This window comes from Achromobacter pulmonis, assembly GCF_002885955.2.
Taxonomy (GTDB): Bacteria; Pseudomonadota; Gammaproteobacteria; order Burkholderiales; family Burkholderiaceae_B; genus Achromobacter; species Achromobacter pulmonis_A.
Map to the genome: position 1 here is coordinate 51,861 of NZ_POQS01000012.1, position 14,073 is coordinate 65,933.

At 64.1% G+C, this 14,073-nt stretch carries 14 protein-coding genes; 13 read left to right on the forward strand and 1 reads right to left on the reverse strand.

Annotated elements, in window-relative coordinates; genetic code table 11:
• The first annotated feature begins 38 nt into the window (after positions 1-38).
• The 11 genes from C1I89_RS31400 (at position 39) to C1I89_RS31450 (ending at position 11,607) form a co-directional block, all read left to right on the forward strand.
• The gene (locus C1I89_RS31400; protein WP_102776154.1) at positions 39-503 is read left to right on the forward strand and encodes a phasin family protein; all 465 of its coding nucleotides are present in this window, start codon (positions 39-41) and stop codon (positions 501-503) included.
• Positions 493-1,239, forward strand: coding sequence for an acetoacetyl-CoA reductase (gene phbB / locus C1I89_RS31405; protein ID WP_102776155.1), 747 nt, complete (start codon positions 493-495; stop codon positions 1,237-1,239). The genes C1I89_RS31400 and phbB overlap by 11 nt, the downstream gene beginning before the upstream one ends.
• A 66-nt stretch (positions 1,240-1,305) precedes the next feature.
• Positions 1,306-2,487 (forward strand): acetyl-CoA C-acetyltransferase, encoded by a 1,182-nt coding sequence (locus C1I89_RS31410; RefSeq protein WP_102776156.1) that lies wholly within the window; start codon positions 1,306-1,308, stop codon positions 2,485-2,487.
• Between the two features lie 18 nt (positions 2,488-2,505).
• Positions 2,506-4,866 carry a DUF3141 domain-containing protein gene (locus C1I89_RS31415; protein ID WP_102776157.1) on the forward strand — a complete coding sequence of 787 codons (2,361 nt, stop codon included), beginning with the start codon at positions 2,506-2,508 and terminating at the stop codon, positions 4,864-4,866.
• Positions 4,863-6,281 carry a bifunctional enoyl-CoA hydratase/phosphate acetyltransferase gene (locus C1I89_RS31420; RefSeq protein ID WP_102776158.1) on the forward strand — a complete coding sequence of 473 codons (1,419 nt, stop codon included), beginning with the start codon at positions 4,863-4,865 and terminating at the stop codon, positions 6,279-6,281. Before C1I89_RS31415 ends, C1I89_RS31420 begins: the two co-directional genes overlap by 4 nt.
• 48 nt (positions 6,282-6,329) lie before the next feature.
• Entirely contained in the window at positions 6,330-7,082 is a 753-nt protein-coding gene (locus C1I89_RS31425) for an SDR family NAD(P)-dependent oxidoreductase (protein ID WP_102776159.1), read from the forward strand.
• Between the two features lie 21 nt (positions 7,083-7,103).
• On the forward strand, positions 7,104-8,324 hold the full coding sequence (locus C1I89_RS31430) for an acetate/propionate family kinase (RefSeq protein ID WP_102776160.1): 1,221 nt from the start codon (positions 7,104-7,106) through the stop codon (positions 8,322-8,324).
• Positions 8,325-8,355: 31 nt separating this feature from the next.
• Positions 8,356-9,129 (forward strand): MlaE family ABC transporter permease, encoded by a 774-nt coding sequence (locus C1I89_RS31435; RefSeq protein WP_102776161.1) that lies wholly within the window; start codon positions 8,356-8,358, stop codon positions 9,127-9,129.
• Between the two features lie 2 nt (positions 9,130-9,131).
• Positions 9,132-9,914: an ABC transporter ATP-binding protein gene (locus C1I89_RS31440; RefSeq protein ID WP_102776162.1), complete on the forward strand. Its 783-nt coding sequence runs from the start codon at positions 9,132-9,134 to the stop codon at positions 9,912-9,914.
• A complete protein-coding gene (locus tag C1I89_RS31445; protein ID WP_102776163.1) occupies positions 9,911-10,876 on the forward strand; it encodes an MlaD family protein in 966 nt (321 codons plus the stop codon). Before C1I89_RS31440 ends, C1I89_RS31445 begins: the two co-directional genes overlap by 4 nt.
• A gap of 131 nt (positions 10,877-11,007) precedes the next feature.
• On the forward strand, positions 11,008-11,607 hold the full coding sequence (locus C1I89_RS31450) for an ABC-type transport auxiliary lipoprotein family protein (RefSeq protein ID WP_181391097.1): 600 nt from the start codon (positions 11,008-11,010) through the stop codon (positions 11,605-11,607).
• A 69-nt stretch (positions 11,608-11,676) separates the two neighbouring features.
• Here the strand turns inward: C1I89_RS31450 and C1I89_RS31455 are convergent, their stop codons facing one another.
• Complete coding sequence (locus tag C1I89_RS31455; protein ID WP_102770835.1) at positions 11,677-12,897, reverse strand: ISL3 family transposase; 1,221 nt, start codon at positions 12,895-12,897, stop codon at positions 11,677-11,679.
• Positions 12,898-13,108: 211 nt separating this feature from the next.
• On the opposite strand from C1I89_RS31455, the gene C1I89_RS31460 reads away from it, so the two are divergent.
• Both C1I89_RS31460 and C1I89_RS31465 read left to right on the forward strand, forming a co-directional pair.
• Positions 13,109-13,783 (forward strand): CaiB/BaiF CoA transferase family protein, encoded by a 675-nt coding sequence (locus C1I89_RS31460; protein WP_369008029.1) that lies wholly within the window; start codon positions 13,109-13,111, stop codon positions 13,781-13,783.
• Positions 13,784-13,842: 59 nt separating this feature from the next.
• Positions 13,843-14,061: an enoyl-CoA hydratase/isomerase family protein gene (locus C1I89_RS31465; protein ID WP_102776166.1), complete on the forward strand. Its 219-nt coding sequence runs from the start codon at positions 13,843-13,845 to the stop codon at positions 14,059-14,061.
• The last annotated feature ends 12 nt before the right edge of the window (positions 14,062-14,073 follow it).

Genomic DNA, 14,073 nt, shown 5'->3' on the forward strand with positions numbered 1-14,073 from the left:
CGTCCCGATGGGACACCCAACGTACTAGGAGAATCACTATGAATGCCGATACGCTCTCGCTTGGCTTCTTCAAAGCCAACGCTGAACTGCAGCTGCGTCTGGCCAAGCTGACGCAAGAATGCGGACAGCGCTGGCTCGAAAGCGTCGTCAAGGCCGGTAAAGATGGCATGGCGGAGTCCACCGCCCAGATCGAGAGCTTGCTCAAGGCCGAGAACTGGCAGGCGCTCGCCACATTGCCATCCCAGACCTTCTGGCGGGTATTCCAGCAACGTGTCACGGATACGCAAGCACTGAACCAGCTTGCCATCGAGAACCAGGCTGCGCTCACGCGCGGCCTGCAACAAGCCATTCAAGAATGGCAGCAGGTCACCATCGAATCCGCCAGCAAGCTGGGTTCGGCGCAGCCGCTGCTCGACGTCTTCAATCAGTGGGGCGCCAAATGGGCCGAAGCGGCATCGACCGTGACCGGCGCTCAGAGCGGGGACGCGAGCCGTGGCAAATGAACCCCGCACCGCGCTAGTCACTGGCGGGATGGGCGGCCTGGGCGAGGCCATCGCGCGCGTGCTGCACGACGCGGGGCATACCGTCCTGGTGACCCATTCCCGCAGCGATGAAGACGCCGCGATCTGGCTGCGCAAAGAAGCCGAGGCTGGCTACACCTTTCACTCCTACGACGTCGATGTGTCCGACTACGGCGCTTGCCAGTACATGGCCGAACGCATCCGCGACGACGGCCATCTCGTGGACATCCTGGTCAACAATGCGGGGATCACGCGCGACGCCACCTTCCGCAAGTTGAGCAAGGACAACTGGGATGCGGTGCTGCGCGTGAACCTGGACTCGATGTTCAACGTCACCAAGCTGTTCATCGACGACATGCTCTCGCGGGGCTGGGGCCGCATCCTCAACATCTCGTCGATCAACGGCAACAAGGGGCAGTTCGGGCAGACCAACTACTCGGCGGCCAAGGCCGGCATCCACGGTTTCACCAAGGCGCTTGCGCAGGAAGTCGCGCGCAAGGGCATCACGGTGAACACGGTCTCGCCGGGCTACCTGGCCACCCAGATGGTCATGGCCATGCCGGAGGACGTGCGCAAGCAGATCGAGGCGGGCATCCCCGTGGGCCGGCTCGGGCGGCCCGACGAAATCGCCGCCCTGGTCGGCTTCATCTGCAGCGAACAGGCCGCGTTCATGACAGGCAGCAATGTTTCCATGAACGGCGGGCAGCATATGTATTGAACCGCAAGGACCGTCCTCGCCGCGCCGTCCCGCACGCGAGGCTTCCTTCATCAGGAGCAAACTGTCATGAACGACATCGCCATCATCGCCGCCACGCGCACCGCCATCGGCAGCTTTCAGGGTTCCCTCGCCAGCCTGCCGGCGCACGCGCTGGGCGCCGCGCTCATCCGCGGCGTGCTCGAACGCACCGGCGTCGCGCCGCCGCAGATCGACGAGGTCATCCTCGGACAAGTCCTGACGGCCGGCAGCGGCCAGAACCCGGCCCGCCAGGCGGCGATTGCCGCCGGCCTGCCCCATGAAGTCCCCGCGCTGACCCTCAACAAGGTCTGCGGCTCCGGCCTGAAGGCCGTGCACCTGGCCGCGCAGGCGATCCGCTGCGGCGATGCCAGGCTGATTCTGGCCGGCGGGCAGGAAAGCATGAGCCTGGCGCCCTATCTGCTGCCCAAGGCGCGCACCGGCCTGCGCCTGGGGCACGCCCACGCCGAGGACAGCCTGATCCGCGACGGCCTGTGGGACGCCTTCAACGACTACCACATGGGCATCACCGCCGAAAACCTGGCGCAGCGCCACGGCCTGACGCGCGAAGCCCAGGACGCCTTCGCGGCGGCCTCCCAGCGCAAGGCCGCCGACGCCATCGCCTCGGGCCGCTTCCAGGACGAGATCACGCCGGTTTTCATCCCCCAGCGCAAAGGCGATCCGCTGCGCTTCGACACGGACGAACAGCCGCGCGCCGGAACCACCGTCGAGGCCCTGGCCAAGCTCAAGCCGGCCTTCAAGAAAGACGGCACCGTGACCGCCGGCAATGCCTCGACCATCAACGACGGCGCCGCCGTGCTGCTGCTGGCCAGCGCCGCCAAGGCCAAGGAACTGGACCTGCCGGTGCTGGCCTGGATCAAAAGCTATGCCAGCGCGGGCGTCGATCCGGCCATCATGGGCATCGGCCCCGTCCCGGCCACCCGCCGCACGCTGGACAAGGCCGGCTGGACGCTGGACGACCTGGACCTGATCGAGGCCAACGAGGCTTTTGCCGCGCAGTCGCTGGCCGTCGCGCAGGAACTCGGCTGGGACACCGCCAAGGTCAACGTCAACGGCGGCGCCATCGCGCTCGGCCACCCGATCGGCGCATCGGGCGCCCGCATCCTGGTGACGCTGGTGCACGAACTGCGCCGCCGCGCGCTGCGCAAGGGCCTGGCGACGCTGTGCATCGGCGGCGGGCAAGGCGTGGCGCTGACCATCGAAGCCGCTTGACGAACCGAGGCCACGAAGATGAACGACAAAACAAGCAACGCCGATGCCCCCTGGACGCAATGGCTGGCCAACCCATGGGGGCTGGCGCAGGCATGGGCCGACTACACGGTCGATGCCTGCCAGCGCGCGGTGCTCTATGCCGACGTGGAGCGGCAGGTCGGCGACCAGTACCAGGCACAACTGCGCAAGACGGCGCCCAATGTACTCAACTTCCCCGGTGAAGTCGTGATGTCCGGGCTCGATCTGCCCAGGCCGGTCAACTACGGCATGGCGCGCATCCTGCCTCAGCCCGGACAGGTCATCGACGACACCAAGCGCCCCTTCGTCGTGGTCGATCCGCGCGCCGGCCACGGGCCCGGCATCGGCGGGTTCAAGCCCGACAGCGAAATCGGCGCGGCGCTGGCGGCCGGCCACCCCTGCTATTTCGTCGGTTTTCTGCCCAACCCGGTGCCCGGCCAGACCGTCGAGGACGTCATGCGCGCCGAAGCGGCATTTCTGCGTCGCGTGGCCGAGCTGCACCCGGACAGCCAGGGCAAGCCCGCCGTCATCGGCAACTGCCAGGCCGGCTGGCAGATCCTGATGACCGCCGCCGTGTGGCCGGAGCTGTTCGGCCCCATCATCGTGGCCGGCACGCCCGTCTCTTACTGGGGCGGCGACAACCCCATGCGCTATGCCGGCGGGCTGATGGGCGGCAGCTGGATGACCGCCCTGACGGGCGACACCGGCGCCGGCCGCTTCGACGGCGCCTGGCTGGTTCAGAACTTCGAAAACCTCGATCCGGCCAATACGCTGTGGACCAAGCAGTACCACCTGTACGCCAACATCGACACCGAAGGCCCGCGCTATATCGGCTTCGAAAAATACTGGGGCGGCCATGTGTTCCTGAACGACGTCGAGATGCAGTACATCGTCGACAATCTGTTCATCGGCAACAAGCTCTCCACGGCGCAGCTGATCACCTCCGACGGCATCCGCATCGACCTGCGCAATATCAAATCGCCCATCCTGGTGTTCTGCTCGCATGGCGACAACATCACGCCGCCCGCGCAGGCCCTGGGCTGGATCACCGACCTGTACCGCGACGACAATGAAGTCATCGGGCACGACCAGACCATCGTCTACGCCACCCACCCCAGCATCGGCCACCTGGGGATTTTCGTCTCCGGCAGCGTCGGCAGAAAAGAACATCGCAAGTTCGCCAGCACGATAGACCAGATCGACCTGCTGCCTGCCGGCATCTACCGCGCCACAGTGGACGACGTTCCCGAAGACGCCGGCGATGTGAACGACCCTTATCTGCTGTCGATCCACCGCAGCGGCGTCGAGGACGTGCGGGCCATCGTCCGGCCCGATCCCGAATCGGATCGCCGCTTCAGCGCGGCGGCGCGTATTTCGGAGATCAATCTGGCCCTGTACCGCAGCTTCGTGCAGCCCTGGGTCCGCGCCTTCTCCACCCCCTATACGGCCGCCTGGCTGCACAAGCTGCACCCGCTGCGCCTGTCGTTCGAGGCGTGGACCAGCGACAACCCGCTGGCCGCGGCCATGGGGAAGCTCGCCGATGACATCCGCGAACAGCGCGCGCCCGTGCCGGCCGGCAATCCCTTCCTGCAGCTGCAGCAGAACATATCGGATGCCGTCGTCCAGGCGCTGAACCAGTATCGCGACCGTCGCGACGGCATCTACGCCATCACGTTCGACACCTTGTTCGGCTCGCCGTGGATACAGGCGCTGGCGGGACAGACTTACGGCGACAGAACGCCGGTGCGCACGCATCCCGGGGCCTCTCCAGAGCACCGCCGCTTCCTGCAGGAAGCCATGCAGCATTTGCAGACCCTGCTTCACGAAGGCGGTGCGCTGGAAGTCTCCTTGCGCGCGCTGTTCTACGTCTTTCAGCATCACGAGAAGATCGACGAGCGCTACTTCCACTATGCGTCCCAGTTGCCGGACGTGGGACTGACCGAGGGCCAGGATCTCGCGTCGTTTCGTCGTCTGGTCCGAACGCAGGCCGTGCTGCTCGCCGCCTACGGCGACCAGGCGATCGAACCCATTCCCTCTCTGCTCAAAGGGACCGCCCCCGAGGTCATCGAGCAAATCTCCACGTCGATCACGCAACTGGCCCAAATCGACGGCGCTCCGCTCACGGCCGATGCCCAGACGGCGCTGGAGCGCGTGCAAGGGCTGCTAGCCGGGGCGGTCGACCTCGAAAATGCCGTCCGTATGACCGCGCAGGCGAATCGAATCGTCCGGACCTCGGCAGACGCTGCTGCCCAGCATCCGACCGCCACCCCCTCCGCGCCGAGCGAGCCCTCGGCAGCATCGGAGACCGTCGACAACAAGCGCCCCTCCTCTGCGACCAGCCGCCGGAGACTCTCGAAATGAGCAATCGCGAAACCCGCGCGCCTATGCTGCGTAACCGTACCTTCGATGAGATCACGATAGGCGAGAGCGCCGCCGTCGAGCGCACCCTCATGCTGGAAGACATCCAGTTGTTCGCTTTGTTGAGCGGCGATCTCAATCCCCAGCATATCGATCCCGATTTCGCGGCAACCACGCCATACCAGGAGATCGTCGCCCATGGCATGTGGGGGGCTTCCTTGCTGTCGGGAGTGCTTGGCAATCAGTTGCCCGGTCCCGGCACCGTCTATCGCAGCCAGGCGCTGCGCTTCCTGGCGCCCATCCGGGTTGGCGATCGTCTGACCGTGCAAGTGACCGTTACCGCCAAGGATCCGGCCACACGTCATGTAACGCTGGCTTGCGCCTGCATCGACCAGCAAGGCAAGGCCGTGATAGAAGGCGAAGCCGTAGTCATCGCGCCCGGCCAGCGCATCGAGCGTGCCCGCGCTGCTTTGCCGGAGATCCGCCTGGACGTCCACGGGAGGGATGGATTACGGAACTTGCTGGAATGGGTGGCGCCGAAGGGGCGGATTCGCGTGGGTGTGGTGCATCCCTGCGACGACGTCAGCCTGTCGGCGGCGCTGGAAGCGCAGGATGCCGGCCTGATCGAACCGATACTGATCGCCCCGCGCAACAAGCTCGCCGCCGTGGCCGCCGAACACGGGTTGAGTCTGGACGGATGCACCGTCATCGACGTCCCCCACAGTCACGCCGCTGCCGCCGAAGCCGCGGCTCTGGCCGGCAAGGGAGAAGTCGAAGCCCTGATGAAAGGCAGCCTGCATACCGACGAACTCATGGCGGCCATCGTGTCGCCCAGCGCGGGATTGCGCACCAAGCGCCGCATCAGCCACTGCTTCCTGCTGCATACCCCCGCGTATCCCCGCCCGTTCATCGTCACCGATGCCGCGGTCAACATCGCTCCCACGCTCAAGGAGAAAGCCGACATCGTGCGCAATGCCATCGGACTGGCCCAAGTGATCGGGGTGGCCGAGCCCAAGGTGGCCATTCTGGCCGCCGTTGAGACGATCAACGGCGACATGCCGGCCACCCTGGACGCCGCCGCATTGTGCAAGATGGCAGACCGGGGGCAGATTACGGGCGGCATTCTGGACGGGCCATTGGCCTTCGACAATGCCGTCTCGATCGCCGCGGCCCATATCAAAGGCATCCGCTCGCCGGTCGCCGGCCAGGCCGACGTTCTCGTCGTTCCAGACCTCGAAAGCGGCAATATGCTGGCCAAGCAGCTGATCTACCTGGGCGGGGCCAGCAGCGCGGGCATCGTGCTGGGCGCACGCGTGCCTGTCATCCTCACCAGCCGCGCCGATTCACGCGAATCGCGCATCGCATCCTACGCGATCGCGGTGGCGGTCGCCCACCACTTCCGCGCAACGCCACCATGACGGTCCCTACCATCTGACCGGCCCCGTCTCATCCTCTGGAGAACTGCCATGAAATATACCTTCTCAGGTCAAACTGCCCTCGTGACCGGCGCGGCGTCGGGTATCGGCGAGGCCACCGCCCACTTGCTGGCCGACAACGGCCTGTCCGTGGTCGTCTCGGACGTGCAGGCCAACGCGGTCGAGCGCGTCGTCGAATCGATCAAGGCCGCTGGCGGCCAGGCGATCGGCAATGTGGCCGACGTGTCCGATCCCAGTCAGGTCGAAGCCGCAGTCAAGTGCGCGCTAGAGACATTTGGCGCACTGCATCTCGCGGTGAACAACGCGGGCATCGGCGGCACGCCTGCGCCGGCGGGCGAGGTGTCGCAAGCCGACTGGCAACGCGTCATCGACATCAACCTGAACGGCGTTCTATACGGACTGCGCTATGAGATTCCGGCCATTCTGGCCTCAGGTGGCGGGGCCATCGTCAATATGTCGTCCATTCTCGGCTTGGTCGGCAGTCCGGCCAATGCTGCCTATGTCGCCGCCAAGCACGGCGTGACGGGGCTGACGCGCTCGGCGGCGCTGACCTATGCGCCCCGAGGACTGCGTATAAACTCGATCCATCCGGGCTACGTCGATACGCCGATCCTGAACCGCCATGACACCGCCGCGCGCGAAAACTTGGTTGCGTTGCATCCTCTGGGCCGGCTCGGCCGCGCCGAAGAAATCGCGCATGCGATCGCCTTCCTGCTGTCCGAGGGCGCCAGCTTCGTAAGCGGCAGCGCCATGGTCGTCGACGGCGGCTATACCGCGCGCTAGCCACCAAGGAAACCGCACGCCATGCCCCCCACATCGACTTCTCCTGATCTCATCCTGGTGCTGAACTGCGGCTCATCCAGCATCAAATACGCGGTCTTCGATGCGCAGGCCGAGCCCGTCCCGCGCAGCCCACTCTGGAAGGGCAAGGTGGAAGGCATCGGCTCCCCCGATCCGCGCGCCGACGAGACGGGTATCGCGTCGGCACCCATCCCCCTTGACGCCAAGCAGCCTTACCACGCGGCGCTCGAGTTCATCCGCGGGCGCGTGATCGCTCGCCTGGAGGGGCGCCAGATCTCGGCGGTGGCGCACCGCGTCGTGCACGGCGGCAGCAAGTATTTCGATGCCGTGCGCGTGGACAACCACGTGCTCGACGACCTCAAGTGCTACATCCCCCTGGCGCCGCTGCACCAGCCTTTCGCGCTGGAAGCCATCGAGATCCTGCTGCGCGAGCGTCCCGACATCGTGCAGGTCGCCTGCTTCGATACCGGCTTTCACCACACGCTGCCCAAGGTGGAGCAGATGCTGCCGCTGCCCTATGCTGCCTGGGAGCGCGGCCTGCGACGCTACGGCTTTCATGGCCTGTCGTATGCCTATATGGCGACCACCTTGCCGGAGCGCCATGGCGATGCCGCGTGCGGGCTCACCATTGTCGCCCACCTGGGTAGCGGCGCCAGCCTGTGCGCCATGCGTGGCCTGCAAAGCGTCGCGACCACCATGGGGTTTTCGGCGCTCGACGGCCTGATGATGGGGACACGCACCGGCGCGCTCGATCCCGGCGCGGTCATCTATCTGATGGAAATCGAAAAGCTCACACTCGAAGAAGTCGGCCAGGTGCTCTACCGCCAATCGGGCCTGCTCGGCGTATCGGGCCTGTCGGCCGACCCCCGCATCCTGATCGAACACGAATACGACCCAGGCGAGACGGGCGAACGCGCGCGAATCGCGCTCGCGCTCTATGTGCGGCGCATCGTGCGTGAAATCGGCGCGCTCGTCGCGACGCTGGGTGGGTTGGACATGCTGGTTTTTACCGCGGGGATCGGCGAACACAACGCCGTCATTCGCGACCGCATCTGCAACGGCCTGGCCTTTTTTGGCGTGCACCTGGACACGGCCGCCAACGTAAGCAACGCGCCGGTCATCTCGTCGAGCCAGAGCGCCGTCACGGTCGCGGTGGAGCCAACCAACGAAGAATGGATCGCCGCGGTGTCGGCGCATGCCTTGCTCGATGAGGGTACATCGTGATTGCCGCGGTCCCCTGCCAGAGTGACTATCGATGAACGTGCCTATTGCTGAACAAATCTCAGCACTGAAAAAGCCGGTCGCTTTCCTTGGAGAAGTCCTGCTGACAGCGTTGTATCGGCATGGACCGTGGCGCTTTCGCATGGAAGATTTCGGCCGTGTGCTGGCGGACTGCGGCGCCCGGGGCGTGGCCATCGTTATCATCGTGAATTTTCTCGTCGGCGCGATTCTGGCCTTTGTCGGCGCGGTGCAGCTCGCGAAGTTCGGTGCCGGCATATTCGTGGCCGACCTCGTCGGCATTGCCACCGCCAGAGAAATGGCTGCCATCATCACCGCCGTGGTGGTGGCCGGGCGCACTGGCGCCGCCTTCGCCGCGGAGATCGCGACGATGCAGGCAAATGAGGAAATCGACGCCCTGGAAGTCCTCGGCCTTCCCGCCATGGAGTTCCTGGTCTTGCCGCGAGTGGTCGCGCTGCTGTTGATGATGCCGTTGCTTTTCGTGTTCGCATGCGTTGCGGGCATTGCCGGCGGCATGGTGGTAGCGATTGGAATGCTGGAGATATCCCCCGCCGGATACCTCGTGCACACGTCTTCCTCGCTCGCCTGGCCCCACCTGGGCCTGGGCCTGTCGAAATCGGTGGTTTTCGGTATCCTCGTCGGGATGGTCGGCTGCTACTACGGCCTGTACGCGCGCCGCAATGCCGCCGGCGTGGGGCAGGCCACGACCGGCGCTGTCGTCACGAGCATCGTCGGGATCATCGTCATCGACGCCATATTCGCCGTCTGCGCCAACGCACTGGGGATCTGATCATGTTGCTCACCGTCGAAGGCCTGGAAATGCGTTTCGGCCCACGGCTGATCCAGCGAAATGTGTCATTCAAGGTAGACAAGGGCTGCATCTTCGCCGTCATGGGCGGCAGCGGTTGCGGCAAGAGCACGCTGCTCAAGCACCTTGTGGGCTTGCTCCCTCCGGCAAGCGGCGCGGTCCGTTACGGCGACGTCGACTTCTGGAGGAGCAACGACGAGAAGCGGGACCAATTGCGCAGCGGATTCGGCATGCTTTTCCAAAGCGCCGCCCTGTGGTCGTCCATGACCATACAGGAGAACGTAGATCTGGCCCTGCGCCAGCAGACACGCCTGACGCAACCGCAGCGCAACGCGAAAGCCCGGGAGGTCCTCGAATGGGTCGGCCTGGCGGACTTTGCCAATTTCTACCCCTCCGACCTGAGCGGCGGTATGAAAAAGCGCGCGGGGCTTGCCCGAGCCATCGCGTCCGAACCGCCGCTATTGTTCCTCGACGAGCCATCCGCCGGACTCGATCCCATCAGCTCGAAACGTCTGGACGATCTGATACTCGATATCCGTGAACGCACAAGCACCGCCGTGGTGTTCGTCAGCCACGAACTGCCCAGTCTGTTTGCCATCGCGGACGACGGGATTTTTCTCGATGCCGATAGCAAGCAGCCTATCGCGCATGGCTGCCCCCGCGAACTCGCGAACCAATCGACGCACCCGACGGTGCACGCCTTCCTTCATCGCGATGCCCTGCCGCCAGCAGAAGCGTCACCTCCCATCAAGAGAGCGTCTTCATGAAACGCAACGCTTTACTGGTCGGCTCTTTTGTCGTCACGTCGATCATCGTCCTGATTGCTTCGGTGCTTTGGCTGGGCGGCAGCGATCTGCTCAGCAGCCATCAAACTGCCAAGATCTACTATGACGGCAATGTCAGCGGGCTGACGGTCGGCGCACCGGTCACATTTCGCGGCGTGACCGTCGGAGAAGTGACGGATGTTGGTATTCAAATGAACATGCGCTCACTGGACACTACCGTTCCAGTTTCCGTCAAACTGCAATCGTCCGCTATGCGTTTCCGCGACGGATCGGAGGATGCAATACCAGATCTTCCGACACTGGTGAAACGGGGGCTGCGGGCACGACTGGCCATGCAGAGCATCGTGACCGGGCAAAAGGCCATCGAACTGGATTTTCTTCCCGACACACCGGCCACGCTGCTGGGCGCGCCGGGCGAAATGGAAATTCCGGCCTTGCGCGACCGTTTCGGGGCGCTGATCGAGCAGGTCGCGGATCTGCCGCTGCGCGACATATCCAACGACGTCCGCGCGGCCGTCAAGGATATGCGGTCCGCCCTGTCCACCATGCAGACGACGCTGGACTCGGCCGCAACCGAATTCAAGCTGACGACGGAACAGTCGCGCGCCACGTTGAAGACGGCCAGTGAAGCCATCGCTCACCTGGAACAGAACTCCGCCAAGACGCTGCAATCCATCAGAACGTTGGCCGACGCATCGAAGCAAACGGTCGTGACCGCACAACCGGAACTGGTGCGGTTGCTCGCAGAAACCCGCAAGGCATCCGAATCGGCCAATCTGGCCATGACCCAGCTGGCGGACATGACCTCGCCGAACGCGCCGGTGCGCGCTGACCTGCAGTCGGCCGTCAGTGATCTTTCGCAAGCGGCGCGTGGGCTGCGATCCTTGAGCGAACTATTGGAAGAAAGGCCGAATGCGATCATCTTCGGGAATGCGCGCGAATGAACCGTCACTCTTACCCGCAAGATTGCAGACTGACAGGTGGAACAAAGACTATGCTGAGAAGCGACACAGGACGAGATACGAATCGCACCCGCCCATGCGCGCTGGCGCCAAATCGCAGAATAGGAAAGGGCTTGGCTTCCGTCATAGGCGCCGCATTTGTCGCGCTTTCCATGGCGGGTTGCACCTCGAACACGCGCGCGCCGGTTCTGCTGGCGCTGCCAGCCCTGCCGGTAGCCGGCGCCTCCCAGGATGGGCAGCAGGATGCCAACGCGAGCATCCGTGTGGCGGCAGTAAGGCGTCTCGAACTGCCCGAATATATGGTTTCGCGGCGCGTCCGCTATCGCGCCGACACCAGTACCTTGGCCGAATGGCCCAATACGTATTGGGCTGAGCGCATCGAAATCGCCGCGTCGAGAGAGTTCCATGCGGCGTTGCGCACGCAACTGTCGAACTGGCGATTGTGCGAAGGTACTTGCGCGACCGAAGCATCCGCCGTGGTCATCCAGACCCATCTCATTCGGCTGGACTATGACCGCCAGGAACGTACGCTTCGTTCTGTCGCCGATATCACGCTGTGGGGCACGGGCTCAGCCCCACAGCGACTGCGTAGCACAGTGCGCGAGTACCGGATTGAGGCTGAGTCGGACACGGCACAGGGGCAAGCGCAAGCGATGAGCGAACTACTACACCGCATGGCCGTCGATACGGCAGGACTACTTGTTGACCTCTGATATCTACGCGGTGCCAAGCAGAACTGCACAGGCTTGCCCCCCGTACTGGCAGGAGGCCTTTTTTTGGGTTCATCGAGTATTACCGGGGAAGGCTGCGCGGATTTTCAGGAAGAAGTACTCCTGATCGCGGTAGCCGTAAGCGCGGCGCTTGATGACCTTGATGGTGTTGTTGATACCCTCAACGATGCTGGTGTTCAAGGGATGGCGGCATCTGGCCAGGATGCCGTGCAGGTACGCTTTGAGACGCTGAGCAAAGGTACTGAGCGCGTCAATGCCGCTGCACTCGGCCTGCTCACACCACTGCTCCCAGGCCTGTTGAGCCCAGGCGGGCTTGCGATAGAACCACAGCCGCTTGAGCTCATCACGCAAGACATAGACGGTGAGTAACGGCTGATTGGCGTGCAGCAATTCATCGAGCCGCACGCGCTGCTGGCGATCCAGGTTGTCTCGGTTGCGTAGCAGCAGCCAGCGGCTGGACTTGATGACTTTGCGCGCCGGGCGATCCTGCCGGAGTCGATTGGCTTGATCAACGCGCACCCGATCGATGACCTCACGCCCGTACTTGGCCACGACATGGAACAGGTCGTAGACGATCTCGGCTTGCGGGCAGTGCGCGCGGATCTCCAGTTCGTAGGCGGTGGTCATGTCGATGGCCACCGCCTTGATGCGTTGGGCGGCACCTTCGGGCAGTTGCTCGAAGAAGGCCCGTGCCGTCTCGCGCGAGCGGCCCAGACCAAGCCACAGCACCTGGCGGCTGGTGGGGTCGACCACGACGGTGGCATACCGATGGCCCTTGTGCAGGGCAAACTCATCCATTGCCAGGTATTCGATACGCGACCAGTCCGGCTCCGGGATCGATGCACGCAGTCGCGCCTTATCCACCGTCTTGACCGTGTGCCAGCCCAGATCAAAGAACCTGGCCACCGCCTGCACGTTGCTCGATTGCAGCAGTTGGCTGCAGGCTTGTGCCAGCCGATCCGTGACACGCTGATAGCGTCCCAGCCAGCCGAGCCGCTCCAGACGCGGGCCGCCGCACCGCTCACACCAAAGCCGCCGTCGCGGCACATGCAGCACCACCCGATACTCGAACAAGGGCAGGTCGCGCACGCGTCGCACCGTCGTCTCGTGCACCTGGCGACACCGCGCGCCGCACTGCTCGCAATGCATGGCCTTGGCCGTGGGCTTGAGATACAGCGACACCGTGCGCCCATCGCCTTCAGGCCACACCACGCGATCCACCCGATAGCCGTCCCAGCCACCCAGGGACTCCAACAGCTTGCGATCCAGCATCGTCCGATCCTCCTGAACACCAGAAACTGGCCTCAAGAGTACGAAATCTGGCCAAATCGCTCCACGCTATTCTGCGATGAACCTTTTTTTGGAGGCTGGCACTTAATTCTTTTGGTATGAGCTAACGCGTTGAATCGTTTCGTATGCAATATGCGGCATGGGGGATATTGCTGATCGCTGAGCATTTGGTCAGCTTCTCGCGATCCACCGAATCGCCAAAGGCATGCATGCGGCCATCGATATCCTGGCGGCCACGGTCAATCGTTTGCGCACCGGCAAGGGTTCACGCGTCGAGGCGTCGCTGTTCGACACCTCATTGGCGTTCAGGGGCTATGTCATGCAGAGTTTTGGGGAACGCGGCACCGAGCCACGGCGGTGGGGGTCGGCCCATGAGTCTCTGTGCCCTTATCAAGTGTTCCAAGCCAGCGACAGTCCTATCCTGCTGGGCGTGGCTAACGATGCGCTGTGGCAGGTTTTCTGTCGCGAGGTAGACGCGCGCGCCTTGGCCGAAGACACCCGCTTTGCCACCAATGCCGGCCGCGTGGCGCACCGCGAAGAGGTATTGGCTGCAGTCACCGCCTTGCTGGTGCGCGATACCCGCGATGCCTGGACGGAGCGGTTCTCTCGCGTGGGTATTCCCTGCGCGCCCATTCTGAGCGTCTCCGAGGTGCTGGCGCATCCGCACACCTTGGCTAGTGGCATGATCCAAAAATTGCCGCGCGGCGACGACGCGGCGCTACAGGTAGTGTCTCAGCCATTGCGCTTTGATGGCGAGCGTTGCGCCGCGCATGGCCCGCCTCCCGCGTTGAGCGAACACACTCGCGAGATTCTTGCCTCTCTCGGCTATGGCTCGGACGAAATAGACCGCATCACCGGGCAAGACTGATCACTGGCTCGCGCGGAATACGGCCACGGGCCGTCGCGGCCATTCAAGGAGAAAACCTAGTGTCCATCGACTTTTCCATCAGCGACGGCATCGCCACCATTACCATCAACCGGCCAGAAAGGCGTAACGCGCTCGACGCAGAACACTACGCGCTACTGTCGCAGGCATGGCAACGCGTGCGCGACGACGAAGCGATCCGCGTGGCCATCGTCACCGGCGCGGGCGATCAGGCGTTTTGCGCTGGCGCCGACCTTAAGTCCTTTATTGATGTGGCCTGACCCCATAGGGTG

Coding starts and splice junctions, on each gene's coding strand:
- C1I89_RS31430 (WP_102776160.1), top strand. CDS start 7,104: ATGCCCCCCACATCGACTTCTCCTGATCTCATCCTGGTGCTGAACTGC.
- C1I89_RS31445 (WP_102776163.1), top strand. CDS start 9,911: ATGAAACGCAACGCTTTACTGGTCGGCTCTTTTGTCGTCACGTCGATC.
- C1I89_RS31400 (WP_102776154.1), top strand. CDS start 39: ATGAATGCCGATACGCTCTCGCTTGGCTTCTTCAAAGCCAACGCTGAA.
- C1I89_RS31425 (WP_102776159.1), top strand. CDS start 6,330: ATGAAATATACCTTCTCAGGTCAAACTGCCCTCGTGACCGGCGCGGCG.
- C1I89_RS31455 (WP_102770835.1), bottom strand. CDS start 12,897: ATGCTGGATCGCAAGCTGTTGGAGTCCCTGGGTGGCTGGGACGGCTAT.
- C1I89_RS31440 (WP_102776162.1), top strand. CDS start 9,132: ATGTTGCTCACCGTCGAAGGCCTGGAAATGCGTTTCGGCCCACGGCTG.
- C1I89_RS31410 (WP_102776156.1), top strand. CDS start 1,306: ATGAACGACATCGCCATCATCGCCGCCACGCGCACCGCCATCGGCAGC.
- C1I89_RS31415 (WP_102776157.1), top strand. CDS start 2,506: ATGAACGACAAAACAAGCAACGCCGATGCCCCCTGGACGCAATGGCTG.
- C1I89_RS31435 (WP_102776161.1), top strand. CDS start 8,356: ATGAACGTGCCTATTGCTGAACAAATCTCAGCACTGAAAAAGCCGGTC.
- C1I89_RS31420 (WP_102776158.1), top strand. CDS start 4,863: ATGAGCAATCGCGAAACCCGCGCGCCTATGCTGCGTAACCGTACCTTC.